Origin of the sequence: Acinetobacter bouvetii, assembly GCF_902753875.1 — a bacterium.
GTDB lineage: Bacteria > Pseudomonadota > Gammaproteobacteria > Pseudomonadales > Moraxellaceae > Acinetobacter > Acinetobacter bouvetii_A.
This window is the reverse complement of record NZ_CADDTS010000031.1, coordinates 1-16,409: the sequence shown is the minus strand read 5'-3', so window position 1 is coordinate 16,409 and position 16,409 is coordinate 1. Positions and strand designations below refer to the sequence as shown.

The following is a 16,409-nucleotide window of genomic DNA, read 5'->3' as shown; positions in this document are numbered from 1 at the left end:
CATGATTTAAAAATTTAAATTGAGTTGCTGAGCATATTTACGTGGACGACCAGCATTTGATGTGTTTTCTGGAACTTCGCCGAGTTGGAAGCCTCGTGCGCCTTTCATATTGGTAAAATCAAACAGCTGTTCAGTTTTGCAGATGTAATCAAAGGTTTTATACAGATACCCCAGTTTTTCAGTATCTGCATAATGAACCATGCCAATTGCACAGTGACGATAAGATTCCTTTCTCATATTGCAGATATAGCTAGTGCCTTGGCCCTGTGTAACTTTGTTCCACAATTTGCCAATGCCTTGGGCGAGGGTAATATCTTGTAGTTGCTTATCCCCATTGAAGAGAAAGTAACAGTGCACATGAAATCCAGAGCGGACGGTGTATTCGAAGCGAAAGATATAACCCACAAGCATTTTCATGACTGGATTATTCCGTTTGTTATTCAGCAGCTTTTGAGTACATGCTTTGATATAAGCCAAATCATGCTTGGAGCGAATTTCTTTCAGGCTATAAGCATTTTTCAGTAAAGTCTGTTGATCTCGCATAAGGGATAAATCCATTCGAACGACCAATAACCTAGAGTAGACTTCCAGCAATTGTTGAATGTATCCAACGCAAACCATTTTCATATTTTTACAATGGTTATTTTGGTCACGGACTTTTTTTTTGACTTTAGGATCATTCATATACGACTTAATCAATTCTACAAGGTGTAGTAAGGCATCAACAAATGGCTGAATAACTTCAAGATGATGTGATGATCCAACGCCCTGAGTTGCCAGTTCATCGAATTCATCTTGAGTGAGTTGAGATCGAGCATGATCAAAAGCAAGACAGGCCACACCAGGCTCTATCTCTGGAGGTGTGTATGCATGAAGCAGTTCAAAGAAACTTTTCATTAAAGGTTCAATGGGTTTTGCAAATTTACGAAAAAAACGATCAGTTAAACCGTGCTGCTTTATAGGTACAATCTTAACAATAGGGGACTCACATGCCATGACAGCTTGCACCAACTCAATTTGCTGCAATAGTGGTGTGACAATATTGTCTTGATGATGGATGGCAACTCTCTGCTCTTCACCATGATTCAGTACTGTGTGTTGATGATCAAATTTCGCTTGCTCTAGGAGCTCATGATCGAGCATCGTAAACAGTCCAGCTGTATTGGATAATTTGGGTTTAGTCATGTCTAAGCCTTGAATTAAATGGAATTGACTTAAAAACACAACGATTAAGTAAAGCTCTCCCTTGGACACTGTGCTAAGGCAGTCTCCATGCGGGAATATAATTTGGTTAGATAGAAGAGGTTATGGAATAGGGTATTTAGTACTTGTATTTATGTAGTTAAATTCAAGTTTTTATTTATATGAATATTAAGCCAATTACATACTCTATAAAGATATAGATAAGTCATTGGATAGTATTATATAAATGATATAAATACCGTAATTCAAACCCTAAGCTAATCCGAAGAGCTAAACTCAAAAGTTGCGTGAATCGTGCATGTTTTTGAGAAACTGTTTGTACAGAATTAGCTCACCGAATCGGCTCGATCTCGGCAGGACATTTTATTTCTAATCCACTCTTCAACCTCGCTGACTAACCAGCGTGAAGCCCGGTTTAACTTCACTGGCTTGGGGAAGTCAGGGTCGTAACGTTTCGAGCGTGGGTTTAGTCGGTCATAAATGGATGACCGAGATAAACCAATCAGTTTGATAAGCTCACGAAGTCTAAGCATTTGGATTGGATTGATTGATGTGTTCATTTTTACTCCTTATAGATTAGCTTTGGACTAATCAAGGAAAAAAATAAAACATTAGAGATCATCAAAAGTTCGTCAACGGGGGAAATGATAAAGATATGCTAGGATTTTTTATTAACTATGCATTTTTCCTTGAGTTTTTCTTTTAGGTCGGGCCTTTCATTTAGGTAAGCCTTGCTTCTTTCAAAAGGGGCATCTGGATTATTAAAAGTTACTAGTTCACTTTTTAAAGTGTTAATTTTATTTTCAATATTCTCTTTCCAGTCATTGAACGATTCGAACTGTTCTTGAAAATCAGTAAGGTCCTGCAATGAATAGAATGACGTAGATGAAATAGGTTTGCCTTGCTTAAGTAACGATATTTGTTCAGCAACAGATAAAGGTATAATGGCTTTGCGATGGTTGAATATTGAGCATTCTTTATGTTTGTTTACCATAATTTTTAATAAATCTTCTAAATGATTGATCTCATCTTGGATAGATTGAGAAATTATTGCAGTCACTTTCAAATCTAAGTCTTTGTATACTTCCTTTAAACTACTAAATTTTCGGCCTCTATAATTCTGAATATAACTTTCCACAAAGTTGTAAAAGGGTTGTTTGCGTATGCGCTGAAAATTATATTTTTTGAAGGACTTAGAGACCCCTTGTTCTAAAAAATTTCTTAGAATAGATGGTAGCATTTTCTGATTCATGCAATCTACATGTGATGAATAAGTAGTTCGAATTTTATTGAATTCACTTTGAATATTTTCTAAAGCATTAGATTTTATTGAAAATCTAAATTGACGAATAGCTTGAAGTACTTCGTGATAATGTTTGGGGCGATATTCGAAATCAAGCTTTGCAACTTGATCATTCCCATCCTGATCTGGAAAAAATGCCTTAACAGGTTTGTTACAAAGTCTTTTTATTTTATCTTCTTCCAACTCTTGGAAATAACCTTCGTCAATCAAGGTATATATTGCCTGCCTTAAATCTTCTTCATTAGATGCCATGAGGATAGATTTATGGAAACCCAAAAATGGAGACGAGCAGATTTTGTCAAAAATAAATTGCTCTAGCACATTGATCGTCTGAATTTGTTCTTGTAGCTGAGAACTTGGCATAAATACTCCTTAAGTAACCCCTTAACTTCTGTACAGACTTAGCCATTTTTATGTACAGACTTAATAATTAATACATTTCTTATCAGCATCTTACAAGATGATTCAGGAAATAATGAATTCATGTAAAAGGTATTAAATTTGATTGCTTCAGTAGTTGAAATTAAGCGACACTAAGTCTTTGAAATAAATATATCTTTACTTGTCTAAAAATATTGAATTTAATTTTTTAGGAAGACATTGGATGCGTTTGGATAAAATAACATGCATCAGTACTTTATAGAGAGGGCTTCAATGAATTAGGTGAGTAATTTTTGTTGAATAGCAATAAGCTGGCGGGTCAAACCTATGCAGATTGATAGACGTTATTTGTGCTATAAATAAAAATTGAGGTTCTTAAAATATTGAATTGTGTAACAAATCCTCCAATGCAGCTATATGATGCCCAGAATGAATGCTGGCAAAGCATTATTATGCCTTATGAAAAATATATGTTTTATATCGCTCCGATACCCATGCGCCTTTATTTATGTTCAGCCGGAGCTATCAGGAAGTCTACCGATGGGAATACTTAACTTCTTATTCTGATTTAACAAAGCAGTCTTGCTTTCAACTGGAGATAGCCAGTGTGCTTAAAGGATACATGAAATTCTGGGCTTTAGCACGTATTGAACAGGCTTCTGCTTTAAAAGAAAAAAGTCAGCAATGGCTATAACTTGCTGGCAGCGGGCTGTGATGGAACCCTTGCGACTACGCAATTCATCTCCATCCGTGTGGTGTGTAATAACACCTTGGCGATTGCCCTAAAAGGACAGGACAGTAGTGCCGGTGTAGTTAAAGTCCCGCAACACCCACTTTGATGCCCAAAAGATTAAACAGCAGCTGGGCGTATCTCTGCGTGCATGGGATGAACACATGTATGAAATGAAACAGCTCAGTCAACATAAAGTGACCTAGACCGAAGCTGTGGTTTATTTTGATGCGGTATTTAACAACACCAACCTGAGTCTAATAGAACAGGACGAGAGTATTATTCAGTTCTATCGTAATGTGGCAACCCAAGCCAACCCAGCCACTAAAGCAGACAACAAGATGGAACCGAATGGCCGTGCCATGTCTAAATTCATGACCATGTTTAATGGACAGGGTCGTGGAGCGGAACTCAGTTCAGCCAAAGATAGACGTCAGATGGCTCAACAAGCCGTTGCCCTGCATGCGGTTAGTATCCGTTTAGCTTGCTCTGCATTTGGCATTAGTGAAACCTGCTACCGTTATCAGGTTAAACTTAGCGATGACAATGCATTAATTGCTGAACAGCTCATTGAACTCACTGAGGAAAATTCCGATTGGGGATTTGGTCTGTGCTTCTCATATTTACGACATGTTGAGAATCACTGCTGGAATGACAAGCGGGTTTACCGCATTTACTGTGAGTTGGCACTAAATCTGCGTATTAAACCGAGAAAAAGACTAAAACGGCACGCGCCTGAACCATTGAAAGATCCAATCCGAGAAAATCAGGTTTGGTCATTAAATTTTATGCATGATCAACTTTCCGATGGTCGCAAGTTTCGATTATTGAATGTAATTGATGATTACCGTCGAGAAGGTTTAGCCATTGAAGCAGGATTCTCATTACCGACAATCAGGGTTATTCGTACGTTGAATCAGTTGCTGGAGTGGCGAGAAAAGCCGTTAGTTATTCGGTGTGACAATGGCCCGGAGTTTATCAGTCATGAATTTGTACGCTGGGCAACTGAACAAGGTATTCGTATTGAATATATTCAACCAGGTAAGCCACAGCAGAATGCGTATATTGAACGTTATAATCGGACTATACGTTATAGCTGGCTAAGCAAGCATCTATTTGACACACTGGAAGAAGTACAAGATTATGCAACAAGTTGGCTGTGGCATTACAACCATGAAAGACCACACCAAGCAAACAAAGGAGGGCCACCTCTAATGGCTGCTTAACCTCTACTTTTAACTTCGGTTATTTATGGGAGGATTACCAAGCCCCGAAAAAATTGAATTTCCAAATTTAATTAGATCTTAAGAACTTGATTTTACTCTGGGAGAAAATATTTTTGAGGGTAGATCAGTGAGTCAGCAGGTGAGTGTATTACAAAATAAAAAACTATTTATCAGTATTTGCACATTGGTCTTGGTGATTTTAGGAATTTGGTGGGGCAGTAGTTTACTACTAAATAAAAATAAAGTGGAAAAATCAAAGACACAAAATGTACTCGCCAATGAAACAGAAACAATTGATGTCTCTGGTAATCAGATTTTAATTTCGCCCAAACAGATTCAACAAGCAGGTATTCAATTACAAACTTTAGGGCAAGCGACAAGTGATGTACAACTTGCACTGACTTTGCAGGGGCAAGCGCAGTGGTCACCTGAAAGTAAAGTGGTTTTAACCAGTCCTGTAGCGGGGATAGTGCAACAGGTAATGGTGCAACCTTTAGCAGAAGTTAGTCTCCACAGTCCTGTACTGGCCATTCACAGTCCCAATTTAATTCAGATTCAAAATGACATTTTCCAAATTCGTGCGCAATTGCAATTGGCCAGCCAAAATTTGGCACGTGAACGCAGTTTATATGCAGAAGGGATTATTGCTGAAAAACGTGTACAGGAAGCCCAGAATGTAGTGCAACGACTGAATATTGATCTGAATGCCAAGCAACGCATGTTGCAGTTTATGGGCGGAAGTAGCAGTCAGGGATTGAATCCCGTAGTGTATGTCAAAAGTCCAGCCAGAGGCAGTGTAGAAAGTTTACAGGTATCTGCAGGTCAGTATGTAGAAACCGGTGCAGTACTGGGCCAGTTGGTGAATAGTGATCTACCTTTGCAATTAATGCTGCAAGCCCCTTTAGCGGATAGCAAATATATCCAGATTGGCGATTTGGTCAAAGTTGAGGGGTGTGAAATTACCGGGCAGGTACAACAAATTGCACCAGCACTTTCAGGCAATACGCAATCTCAAAATGTTCTAGTCCAAATGCAGGCCAAGGATAACTGTTTAAAAGTACAACAGTTTGTTAAAGCGAATATTCAAAGCCATAACCCGACAACAAAAACCGCATGGGTAATACCGAGTGCTGCCTTAACTTTAAAAGATAACAAGCACTTCATTTTTATCAAAAATCAAAATGGTTTCGTGGCAATGCCAGTGGAATTGGTGGGGGCGAACCAGCAGCAAAGTCATGTGATTGGAAATGCATTAAAACCTGGAATTCAAGTTGCTGTGAGGGGTGTCGAACGTCTAAAAGCCGTTTGGTCAGGTTTCGGTGCAGAGCAGGCACCACCTGCCAGCAGTAGCACTGCGGTGAATTGAGGTTAGGCACATGTTAAAACGTATTATTGCATTTTCACTGAGTCAACGAATCCTAATGCTGTTATTGGGTATGGCAATCAGTGTTGCGGGTTATTTGGCATTTACCAAATTACCGATTGATGCCTTTCCCGATGTATCAAGCACACAGGTTCAAATTGTGATGAAATCTCCTGGCATGACGCCAGAAGAGGTGGAAAGCCGTATTGTGGTACCGATAGAACAGGAAATGTTGGGAATCCCTCATCAAACTGTACTACGTTCACAATCTAAATATGCCATTGCAATCATTACCCTGGATTTTGCAGAAGGGACAGATCCTTATTGGGCCCGACAACAGGTCAATGAGCGTTTGACTGGAGTCATGCCAGCTTTGCCTGGCAATGCATCAGGCGGGATTGCGCCTATGACGACGCCATTAGGTGAATCTTTTATGTTCACTTTACATGGTCCTATGAGTGATATGGAAAAACGAACCTTGCTCGATCGGGTCGTCCGTCCACAGCTCAGAAAAATTGAAGGGGTAGCGGATGTCAATGTCCTGGGTGGTTTGGCACGTACCTTTGAAGTGACACCCAACCTGGATGCTCTGGCATCGAGAGGTCTATCTCTTGATCAGTTAAAACAAGCAATTGAATTAAACAATGCAAGTGACGGTGCGGGTCGTCTGAATGAAAATGGAGAATCATTACTGATTCGTAGCGATAGTCGTGTCACCAATTTACAAGAGCTGGGTGAGATTATTGTTTCCAATCATCAAGGGACGCTGGTGCAAGTGAAGGATGTCGCCGATGTCCATACCGGTGCACTTACCCGTTACGGAGCGGTAACCGAAAATGGTCAGGGTGAAGCTGTTGAAGGGATTGTCCTCACCTTAAAAGGCGCCAATGCACGTCAGGTTGTGCAAAGTGTGCGTGAACATTTACATGACATTGAGAAAAACTTACCCCCGGGCGTTACGATCAAGCCTTTTTATGACCGTGGTGAACTGGTGAATCGTGCCATTCATACAGTGAGTAAAACCTTGGTCGAGGCGATTGTACTGGTCCTGATTTTATTGCTGCTGTTTTTAGGCAATTTAAGAGCTGCTTTGGTGGTTGCCGCCATTTTACCTTTATCTGCATTGAGTACTTTCTTAATGATGCATCAGTTTGGATTAAGTGCCAACCTGATGTCATTGGGTGGTTTAACCATTGCCATTGGTTTGCTGGTCGATGCGGCGGTTGTGGTGGTTGAAAATATCGAAATGCAACTGGCAGATGCACACGAGTCCAAACACCGTTCGTTTTTACCCCCGCTGAACGTCATTTATCGTGCAGTTTGTGAGGTGGCGGTACCTGTGACTGCAGGAATGATCATTATTATGCTGGTCTTCATTCCGTTAATGACGTTGCAAGGTCTGGAAGGGAAGCTTTTCTCTCCAGTGGCACTGACCATTGTCTTTGCATTGTCGAGCTCACTGATTTTTTCATTAACGATTATTCCGGTGCTGTGTTCCTATTTTTTAAAATCTCAAGCACATCACACGCCGTATATTGTTGCTAAGCTGGAACAGGCATATAGCAAGGTGTTAAATGCAAGTTTAGCCCATCCGAAACGTGTTTATGCTTTGGCCGGAGGCGCTTTGGTGGTTGCTGCGCTCATTTTCCCACTCATTGGTAAGTCTTTTATGCCAACAATGGATGAAGGTGACACCATATTGCAGCTGGAAAAAATGCCATCGATCAGCCTGCAAAATTCGATTGCACTTGATCTAGACATTCAAAGAAGAATTCTAAAACAAGTTCCAGAAGTGGCTCGCATTGTGGCAAGAACCGGCTCGGATGAACTGGGCCTTGACCCTATGGGCTTAAATGAAACCGATAGCTTTGTCATTTTGAAACCGCAAGATCAGTGGCAGGGACAAAGTAAGGAGCAGATTTTAGCCAAAATTCGCCATGTATTGGCCGATGTTCCTGGGGTCAATCTCACCTTTAGTCAGCCGATCGAAATGCGGACTTCAGAAATGTTATCGGGTGTACGTGGAGATTTGGCCGTCAAAATTTTTGGTACCGATTTAGACCAGCTGAATCAGCTGTCTAAGCAAATCTCTACCGTTCTACAAGGGATCAAAGGCAGCGAAGACGTCATGACTTTGGAAAATTCCGGGGTGCAATATCAGGAATTACGTATTCGTCGTGATATGGCTGTCCGCAATCAGCTAGATAGCCAAAGCATACAGGCACAACTCAAAATGCTCATTGAAGGGCAGCAGATTAGTTCGATTATTGAACAGGGGCGACCGGTTCCATTGATGATGAAAGGTGATCCGCGTCTGGGACAATCCAGTTTTGCCCTCGCGAACATGAATTTACCTGTTGCAAACTCAGCGGCTGTACCGTTGTCCTCTTTAGCAGAAATGGTCAAGACTGAAGGCGTCGTCAAAATTGACCGGGAAAATGCTTCAAGAATGTCCGTTGTCCGTGCCAATGTGCGTGACCGGGATCTGGTTGGTTTTGTCGAGGAAGCAAAACAGCAGGTTGCCCAGAAAGTTAAATTACCGGCCGGCTATTCATTGAAATGGGGTGGACAGTTTGAAAATCAACAACGTGCAGCAGCGCGTCTGATGCTGGTTGTCCCTGCAGCGTTGACCATGATTTTCTTCCTGCTCTTTACAACTTTAGGGTCTGTTCGTCAGGCAGTACTGGTTTTTGTGAATATTCCCTTTGCTTTAATTGGGGGAGTCGTAGCCTTAGCCATCACTGGTGAATATTTATCGGTGCCTGCTTCGGTCGGGTTTATTGCATTAATGGGGATTGCCGTACTGAATGGTTTGGTGATGATCGGTTATTTTAACCAGCTCATTTCACGCGGCGTTGCAATTGAAGAGGTGGTTCGTGAGGGGGCGATGCGACGTTTACGTCCAGTAATGATGACTGCAAGTATCGCGGCTTTGGGTTTAATTCCCTTGCTCTTTACCACTGGGCCAGGTGCTGAAATTCAGCGTCCATTGGCGATCGTGGTGATTGGCGGGTTAATTTCCTGTACCTTACTGACGCTGATTTTACTTCCTAACTTGTTCAAACAATTTGGTTTAGTGCGAGATACTCATGTCTGAAATGTGCCAACTCTCTATCAACATCTCCAGTGATATTGCGGAAGAATTAATGAGCCATTTATGGCTTATTCCCGAGATTGTGACAGGATGTACTTGTATTCCGGCACAAGGTTTCGGCAGCCGCCAACATTATCGAAACATTCAAGAAAAAATTCGGGGTGCAACTGAGCGTAATTTGATTCTGTTGATTTTACCCCTCGCAACTGTGCCTTTAGTTTTGGCCCATATCCAAAAGAAATTTAAATCAAGTGACTGTTTCTATTGGGTATTACCAACCATAACATCGGGTTATGCTGGTCAAGGAGAAGTGAACGAATGAAACCAGAAATAGCGACTCAACCCCATTTGCTGGGTAAAGCCTTACGTTTACTGGGCTTGGGCTGTTGTGTGATGATGACTTCTGTCGTATCCGCGGAACCCGCTTTGGATCAGGTCTTGCCGCCACTCGATGCGGTCAAACAGAGCTTGTCACAGCATCCAACTGTTCGATCGGCAGTTTCGGATCAGGACTATGCCAATTTTGCAGGACAGGGGCTAAAACTGGGCCATCCCTGGACCGTGCGTGCGGGGATGCAGCTTCGTAACACCGACGCCCAGGATGCTCAAACAAAGTCCAATAGTTATGAGCCGAGCTTTGGTGTTGAAAAGCAGATTCGTTTGCCTGGCAAATACCGGCTGGATCAGGATTTGGCGCAACGAGGGATGAGTATTGCAGAATTAAAATATGAAGATGCCAAACATGAAGTTGCCAAAACTTTGCTGAATCAGTGGTTTGCCTATATACGCAGTGCTTTGCAATTGACGCGCATAGAGGAACAGCAGGCAGGAATACAGCACTATATGCAAATGACCCAGCAGCGTATCCGTGCTGGAGATGCCCCACGGCTGGAGCTGATGCTGCTCAGCAATGAATCGCGGCAAATCGAAGAGCAATATATGCAGGCTAAAACAGCTTACTATCAAGCACAGCAGTTATTGTCACGTGATTATCAGGGAAAAATTCCAGAACACTGGAGCAGTGATGTCATCAAAGTTCGCCCACTCGAATATACACAGACTGAATGGATACAGCAGGTTTTGTCTGCCAACCATGAGCTTGAGCTGGCCAAAACGCAGGCAGCACAGCAAGATGCATTAGTCAAAAGAGAGCAACTCAATCGGATACCTAATCCTACGGTCGGAGTGGGCTATAGTCGTGAACAGTCTGGTGTTGAAAACTTGATGAGTGTGAGCGTTTCAATTCCACTCGCCAGTCGGCAAGTGCGTATAGCTTCTGGCATGGCCATGGCTGAAGCTCAAAAGGCCAATTTTGAGATCGGACGAGTAGAAAACCGTTTGCGTCAGGAAACGCAATACTGGTTCACGCAGATGGAGTCGGCAACTGTACGGAGTGAGCAGGCTCAACAGAATTTGGCACAGTTACAGCAACAACATGGATTGATGCAAAAAGCATATAAGCTTGGTGAATTGAGTTTAAATGAACTGTTACTTCATTCACAGCAACTGGTTGATGCGCGCGGTCGAATTGATCAAGCCAAAATTGATTATGCAGAAAGCTTGAGTTTACTATTGCTGAATTCGCATCAGTTATGGCCTTTACATGAGGATCATCAGGCAGAGTGAAATAGTAGAGTGCTGATATATCAATGCCTTGTATGATCATTATTCGGTTGGTGTTCTGTCTTTCTTGGGCCAGAGTACCTGCCGCTTTCACAGAAATAAATATAGGCTTATAAGTAGCAGAATGAGAAGGTAGCTCAGACGTGAGAATATTGTTAGTTGAAGACGATGCCTTACTGGCTAAGGCGACAGCACGAGGCTTAGACCATGCAAATTTTGTGGTCGATATAGCCACCACAGCAGAGCAAGCCTATCATTTTTTGGCGAGTTATGATTATCAGTTTATTTTGCTTGATTTAGGTTTGCCAGACCGGAATGGATTGGAAGTTTTAAAGTCACTGCGCCGTAAAAAGAATAAAGTAGGCGTTATTATTCTGACTGCTCAGGATAAAATTCAGGAGCGTATTTCAGGTTTGGATGCAGGAGCAGATGATTTTGTAGTTAAGCCATATGATTTGTATGAAGTCATTGCACGGATTCAAGCGGTATTGCGCCGTATTTCAGGTGAAGTGAGTGATTTGATTCAGATTGGCAATATTGCAGTTAATAAAGCGACCAAACAGGTACTGAGAGATCAAACTGAAGTTGAATTAACTCAGAAAGAATTTCACTTGCTGGAACTCTTTATCCTTAACCGTGGCCGGATTATTTCACGGGAGAGCATAGAAAACTCATTTTATGCCTATGATGCGGATGTAAGCAGTAATGTGATCCAGGTCTATATTCATAATTTACGGCGCAAACTTGGGAAAAACATTGTCCGTACAGTGCAGGGTTTTGGCTATATTATGGATGAAAATTATTGATGGCCAATTTCATTCGCAGTTATTCACTGACCCGGCGTCTATCATTGATTTTACTGGTTATCACCGCCACTGTCTGGGTGGGTAGTCTAGGCTGTATCTACTGGGGAATGCAGCGCACGGCGAACAATATATTTGATAAATCACTGGTCGAAACCGCCCATGCTTTACTCTCGACCACTTCAAGTTCACTGGAAGGGCGAATCCCTGACCATACTGTCATCGAGAAAGCTCAAGGTGAGCATTATAATCAGATTATATTTCAGATTTGGCATCGTAATGGCAAGTTGATTTATCGTTCGGTTGGCGTGGATACACACCCGTTTGTTCAGCAAGCCAACTTTGGCTGGATTAAGATTCACAATCAAACCTATCGCAGTTATTCGGTTTGGGACAGCACCCACACTATACAAGTACAAATTGCACAGGTCTGGACTATCCGTCAGGATATCCAGAGAGATATGCTACTATTTTTAATAGTAGTTTCAGCATTTTTTTTACCATTATTGTCCTGGTTGATTTTGCAGACCGTACGTAGCAATTTGTCCACTGTATTCAGTATCAGTCAAAATCTGGAAAAGCAGTCGATTGAACATTTAAAACCCATCAACCCTGTCGTGCCCAAAGAAATCGAACCTTTGGTGAAGTCATTAAATACATTATTGAGTGAAGTTGCAGAAAGCATGCAACGTGAAAAACGTTTTACCTCAAATGCAGCCCATGAGTTACGTACACCTTTGGCGGCGATCCGCCTGCATGCACAAGTTTTGCAGAGTGCACGTTCTACTGAGGAGGCACGAGAAGCAGCAGAGGACATTATCATTGGCATTGATAAGGCCTCACGAATGATCACGCAGTTACTGACCTTGGCCCGGATAGAACCCAATGGTCAACAAATTCAAGGCCCGGTTGATCTGGTTAATATGATTCAAAGTACCCTTGCGATGATGGATTTTCAGCTTCGTCAGGCAAAGATTGACTTACAGCTACAACTGGAGTCAGCCCTGGTCATGGCACAAATGGATCAATTGGAAATTATGCTCCGTAATCTTTTAGAAAATGCCATTATCTATCGTAGCCAGGAACGTCCGTGTTTCATTAAAATCAGTTGTGGCTGTGTTGAAAATTATAGTTTTGTGCAGATTGAGGACAATGGAATCGGTTTGGATGAAGCACAAATACCTCTGATTTTTCAAAGATTTTATCGAGTGAATCAGAACAGTACAGTTATTGGCAGTGGTCTAGGCTTATCGATTGTTAAGCAAATTGTCGATTTATACCGCGGAAAAATTGAGTTACGCCGAGCGGATGCCATTGGTGGTCTGGTGACCAGGATTGAATTTAACCATCAGAACTAAATAATGACGCTATAGATAGGACTCAAGAGTAATTTGTAAAATTGTAAATTGGCTTGTCACCACTACTTATGGCAGTGTGGCGGCAGAGGTCAAATAAGCCTGCGATCCTACAATTGGATAAGGGTCTGTAATATGACAGTGGAGATTGGCAGAAATTTTGTTAAAAGCGTAACTTGATTTCTAGTATGAGCTCAGAAATATTTGAGGCAGTCTCCCAAATAAGACTTCTCCTGTGTAGGATACTGGGAATAATCACTTACTGTATTTTTTTTTGCGCGGAAAATGTCCATAGACCCTAGGGGCTGTCCTCATTTGATAAATAGCTCAAAAATGACTATTTAGATGCTTAAAATTGAATGTTTAATGAAGGAGTTGCTGATTTATTAAACAAGATACAGAGCAATTTGCTTCGTTAAATGAAATGAGGACAGCTCTAATATCTAATCCTCCATTGGAATTATATTAAACAGTCATAGTCGAGGTGGCTTAACTTCAAGTGTTGTATTACAGGATTTGAACAACAATCAAAATATATTAGGTATTCCTATTCGTCAGTCCAGATTTTACGGGACAGCTACAAATGTTCAGGATTATGCAAATCAATTATTAACAAACGGCTATATTTCAACAGATGGATATTATAGTAGTGCATATTCAGCAGTTCATGAATCAGATCCTGTAGGATCAGTTGTTGGTATATTAGGTGGTAATCAAAGATTGCCTGGGAACTGTTTCTGGTGCTATTCACATAGCAGTTATTTTGCGGAAATCCCTTCAGAAAAAATAAAAATTAATGGTAAAGAAGTTAGTAATGATTTATATATTGATTACATTAAAAAGTGGTAAGTCATAGATCCAAATAATCCTGTTAATCAATCAGCACCTGTACTCATTACACCAAATCTAAAAGAAGCAGAGGATAAATATAGCTAAATTCTTAAATATTTAATACATTATAAGACATGGGGTACTCAAAAGATTTTAAAGACAAAGTCATAGAAATTATGACCAGAGATCAATTGTCAGTACGTAAAGCTGCTCAGCATTTTGGAGTATGCACACGTACGATACAGCTATGGAAAAAATCGACCGAGAATAGGCCTATTCCCGGTTGTCCAGCTAAAATCAGCAAAGAGCAAATATTGAAGGATGTTGAACAATACCTGATGATTATATTAGTGAACAGGCTGAGCGTTTTGGTGTCAGTACACATGCAGTATTTAATGCGCTACATGCCGCAGGAATATCGCGTAAAAAAAGACGTTAAAGCATCCTAAAGCAGATCAAAATCAACGTCGGCAATTTCAGAACTTGATTGAATGTTTAGAACAACAATTACCACTGGTTTATATTGATGAAAATGGTTTTCAAAGTGAAAGTAGGAGATTGCATAGTTATAGCCTTAAAGGAGCGCGAGCTGAAGCTGAATTTAACTGGCAGTTAAAAAATTGTAGCAATGCGATCGGTGCATTAATTGAAAATAGATTGCTTACAGTTGGAGTATTTGATTGTTCAGTGAACACTGAGGTGGACTGCTCCCAGTATCCTAGACATGAGACAGCCTCATTTTGAAGCTGCCTCAAAGGCTTCTGGACTCATCCCGTCGAGATGCGAATGACGCCTGATTCGATTGTAAAACATCTCGATATAATCAAACACATCTGCACGGGCCATTTCTCGTGTTTTATAGATTCGCTTTTTAATTCTTTCCTTCTTCAAGCTGCTAAAAAAGGATTCAGCAACAGCATTATCCCATGAGCAGTATACTGCGCAAGGCCCCTCCGGCTCATACTTGGAACCAAGTTATGCTTCTGACAGAATTTCTGCCAGTCTCCACTGCTGTATTGTGAACCTGAGCAGCACTGCTGCGCAAGTGAGTGTATGATCACTGGCTCATTGGGTCTGCGTCGCCATACCGCCATAAGAAGTGCATCCAAAACAATATCCTTGGCAAGCATAGGTTTCATTGACCAACCGATGACTTTCCTTGAATATAAATCAAAAACTACAGCCAGATATAACCAGCCTTGCCAAGTACGGATGTAGGTAATATCAGTCACCCACGAGGTATCAGGTGTGTTTACAACAAACTCTCGATTTAAGTGATTGGGTGGCACAATCTGAGGACGACCACGACCATAGCTTTTATGCTTCTTATATCCTCGAACAGCGGCAATACCATTGTTCTTCATGATCTTCAGCACACGATTAGGCCCGCAGCTTTCACCCAATTCTTTTAGATCCAGCATAATGCGACGATAACCATAGATGCCATAACTGGCCTCATAAGAAGAACGGATGAGCTGTAATAACCGCTTATCTTCAATAGTCCTGCCTGATTCGGGTTCATGCAACCAGGCATAGTAACCAGCACGAGCGATCTTAAGGACCCGACACATCGTTTTAATCTTAAATTGATGGCTGTATTCCAGGATAAACTGATACTTCACTCGGGCAGGCTTGCAAAGTACCTTGCGGCCTTTTTTAGAATATCCCGTTCCTCTTCAGTTTGTTTAAGCTGACTTTTAAGACGTAGGATTTCTTTCTTTGCTTCGAGTAGTTCATGTTCATCAGAGTTGTTACGTAAAGGCTGTAGCGCCTTTAGCCATTTATAAATGCTGTGTTGTGATACGCCTAAACGCTCTGCTACATCAGTGACAGAATATCCACGTTCAGTAATCAATTTAACAGCTTCATCTTTAAATTCTGGGGTATATCTTTGTCCACTCATAAGGTTCTCTCCTATGCAAAAAGAATAGACGAAATTTGTCTAGGAGAGTGGTGGCAGTCCACTCTGGTTTGGAGTCAAGTGGTATGACACATATGCTCAGTGGTCGGGCAATGTATGACATCAATGAACGTTGGGATGCGGGTGTTCATACAGGTGGATTGTGGTCTAATATGAGTTCGGGGAAACGTATTCTATTGGGTGCTGAAGTAGGTTATTTAGTTGCTGTGAATTTATGGGTTTAAGGGGGATATAATTTCTCTGGCTATAAAGATGATGATCTTGTAGATAGCGATACTACGCTTCAAGGTGCATATGTGCGTTTTAGATTTAAGTTTGATGAAAATTTATTTGAAAATAGAAATATTACTAGCAATACCAGAGGTGCATTTTAATGAAAAAGCTTTTCAAGTGGAGCTAACGTAGGTTGGCTTTATTAGATTTCTTTCATAAGTCATTTTTCACTCAGTTCCAAGTTATAAATTCCAGCAATTAGATTGAATCTTAATGCTAGTCTTTTGCCTCGATTGCGATATCGCTCAGCAAGAATTTTGAAGGTTTTCAAACTGCCAAATACATGCTCAATTCCAATTCTTC

13 protein-coding genes and 4 pseudogenes are annotated in these 16,409 nt (G+C 41.2%); 12 read left to right on the top strand and 5 right to left on the bottom strand.

Annotated features, from left to right (window positions below):
* Positions 1-6: 6 nt before the first annotated feature.
* From FB6_RS08860 to FB6_RS08850, 3 genes are all read right to left on the bottom strand, one after another.
* On the bottom strand, positions 7-1,185 hold the full coding sequence (locus FB6_RS08860; RefSeq protein WP_174559658.1) for a YagK/YfjJ domain-containing protein: 1,179 nt from the start codon (positions 1,183-1,185) through the stop codon (positions 7-9).
* A 344-nt stretch (positions 1,186-1,529) separates the two neighbouring features.
* Complete coding sequence (locus FB6_RS08855; protein WP_174559657.1) at positions 1,530-1,763, bottom strand: helix-turn-helix transcriptional regulator; 234 nt, start codon at positions 1,761-1,763, stop codon at positions 1,530-1,532.
* A gap of 98 nt (positions 1,764-1,861) precedes the next feature.
* Positions 1,862-2,869 (bottom strand): hypothetical protein, encoded by a 1,008-nt coding sequence (locus tag FB6_RS08850; RefSeq protein ID WP_174559656.1) that lies wholly within the window; start codon positions 2,867-2,869, stop codon positions 1,862-1,864.
* A 526-nt stretch (positions 2,870-3,395) separates the two neighbouring features.
* Between FB6_RS08850 and FB6_RS16730 the strand changes: the two genes are divergently transcribed.
* From FB6_RS16730 to FB6_RS08800, 11 genes and pseudogenes are all read left to right on the top strand, one after another.
* A complete protein-coding gene (locus tag FB6_RS16730; RefSeq protein WP_438819965.1) occupies positions 3,396-3,581 on the top strand; it encodes a hypothetical protein in 186 nt (61 codons plus the stop codon).
* A gap of 1 nt (position 3,582) precedes the next feature.
* On the top strand, positions 3,583-3,726 hold the full coding sequence (locus FB6_RS16725) for a DUF932 domain-containing protein (protein ID WP_409976752.1): 144 nt from the start codon (positions 3,583-3,585) through the stop codon (positions 3,724-3,726).
* 319 nt (positions 3,727-4,045) lie between these two features.
* A pseudogene (locus tag FB6_RS08840) lies at positions 4,046-4,843 on the top strand (IS3 family transposase); the annotation flags it as partial.
* 127 nt (positions 4,844-4,970) lie between these two features.
* A complete protein-coding gene (locus FB6_RS08835; RefSeq protein WP_174559655.1) occupies positions 4,971-6,209 on the top strand; it encodes an efflux RND transporter periplasmic adaptor subunit in 1,239 nt (412 codons plus the stop codon).
* Between the two features lie 10 nt (positions 6,210-6,219).
* Positions 6,220-9,303, top strand: coding sequence for an efflux RND transporter permease subunit (locus FB6_RS08830; RefSeq protein ID WP_174559654.1), 3,084 nt, complete (start codon positions 6,220-6,222; stop codon positions 9,301-9,303).
* On the top strand, positions 9,296-9,622 hold the full coding sequence (locus FB6_RS08825; protein WP_016165445.1) for a DUF3240 family protein: 327 nt from the start codon (positions 9,296-9,298) through the stop codon (positions 9,620-9,622). The genes FB6_RS08830 and FB6_RS08825 overlap by 8 nt, the downstream gene beginning before the upstream one ends.
* Positions 9,619-10,926 (top strand): TolC family protein, encoded by a 1,308-nt coding sequence (locus tag FB6_RS08820; RefSeq protein ID WP_174559653.1) that lies wholly within the window; start codon positions 9,619-9,621, stop codon positions 10,924-10,926. The genes FB6_RS08825 and FB6_RS08820 overlap by 4 nt, the downstream gene beginning before the upstream one ends.
* A gap of 140 nt (positions 10,927-11,066) precedes the next feature.
* Positions 11,067-11,729 (top strand): response regulator, encoded by a 663-nt coding sequence (locus FB6_RS08815; protein ID WP_086194903.1) that lies wholly within the window; start codon positions 11,067-11,069, stop codon positions 11,727-11,729.
* Complete coding sequence (locus tag FB6_RS08810; protein ID WP_174559652.1) at positions 11,729-13,084, top strand: ATP-binding protein; 1,356 nt, start codon at positions 11,729-11,731, stop codon at positions 13,082-13,084. The genes FB6_RS08815 and FB6_RS08810 overlap by 1 nt, the downstream gene beginning before the upstream one ends.
* Before the next feature lie 513 nt (positions 13,085-13,597).
* On the top strand, positions 13,598-13,930 hold the full coding sequence (locus FB6_RS08805; protein WP_174559651.1) for a hypothetical protein: 333 nt from the start codon (positions 13,598-13,600) through the stop codon (positions 13,928-13,930).
* Between the two features lie 158 nt (positions 13,931-14,088).
* Positions 14,089-14,361, top strand: coding sequence for a helix-turn-helix domain-containing protein (locus FB6_RS08800; protein ID WP_254592218.1), 273 nt, complete (start codon positions 14,089-14,091; stop codon positions 14,359-14,361).
* 286 nt (positions 14,362-14,647) lie between these two features.
* On the opposite strand, the pseudogene FB6_RS08795 reads toward FB6_RS08800, so the two are convergent.
* A pseudogene (locus FB6_RS08795) lies at positions 14,648-15,815 on the bottom strand (IS3 family transposase).
* Between the two features lie 41 nt (positions 15,816-15,856).
* Between FB6_RS08795 and FB6_RS08790 the strand changes: the two are divergent.
* Positions 15,857-16,207: pseudogene (locus tag FB6_RS08790) on the top strand (hypothetical protein); the annotation flags it as partial.
* Positions 16,208-16,266: 59 nt separating this feature from the next.
* Here FB6_RS08790 and FB6_RS08785 read toward each other — a convergent pair.
* Positions 16,267-16,409, bottom strand: a pseudogene (locus FB6_RS08785) (IS5/IS1182 family transposase); the annotation flags it as partial.

Coding starts and splice junctions, on each gene's coding strand:
- FB6_RS08860 (WP_174559658.1), bottom strand. CDS start 1,185: ATGACTAAACCCAAATTATCCAATACAGCTGGACTGTTTACGATGCTC.
- FB6_RS08855 (WP_174559657.1), bottom strand. CDS start 1,763: ATGAACACATCAATCAATCCAATCCAAATGCTTAGACTTCGTGAGCTT.
- FB6_RS08850 (WP_174559656.1), bottom strand. CDS start 2,869: ATGCCAAGTTCTCAGCTACAAGAACAAATTCAGACGATCAATGTGCTA.
- FB6_RS16730 (WP_438819965.1), top strand. CDS start 3,396: ATGTTCAGCCGGAGCTATCAGGAAGTCTACCGATGGGAATACTTAACT.
- FB6_RS08830 (WP_174559654.1), top strand. CDS start 6,220: ATGTTAAAACGTATTATTGCATTTTCACTGAGTCAACGAATCCTAATG.
- FB6_RS08825 (WP_016165445.1), top strand. CDS start 9,296: ATGTCTGAAATGTGCCAACTCTCTATCAACATCTCCAGTGATATTGCG.
- FB6_RS08820 (WP_174559653.1), top strand. CDS start 9,619: ATGAAACCAGAAATAGCGACTCAACCCCATTTGCTGGGTAAAGCCTTA.
- FB6_RS08810 (WP_174559652.1), top strand. CDS start 11,729: ATGGCCAATTTCATTCGCAGTTATTCACTGACCCGGCGTCTATCATTG.
- FB6_RS08800 (WP_254592218.1), top strand. CDS start 14,089: ATGACCAGAGATCAATTGTCAGTACGTAAAGCTGCTCAGCATTTTGGA.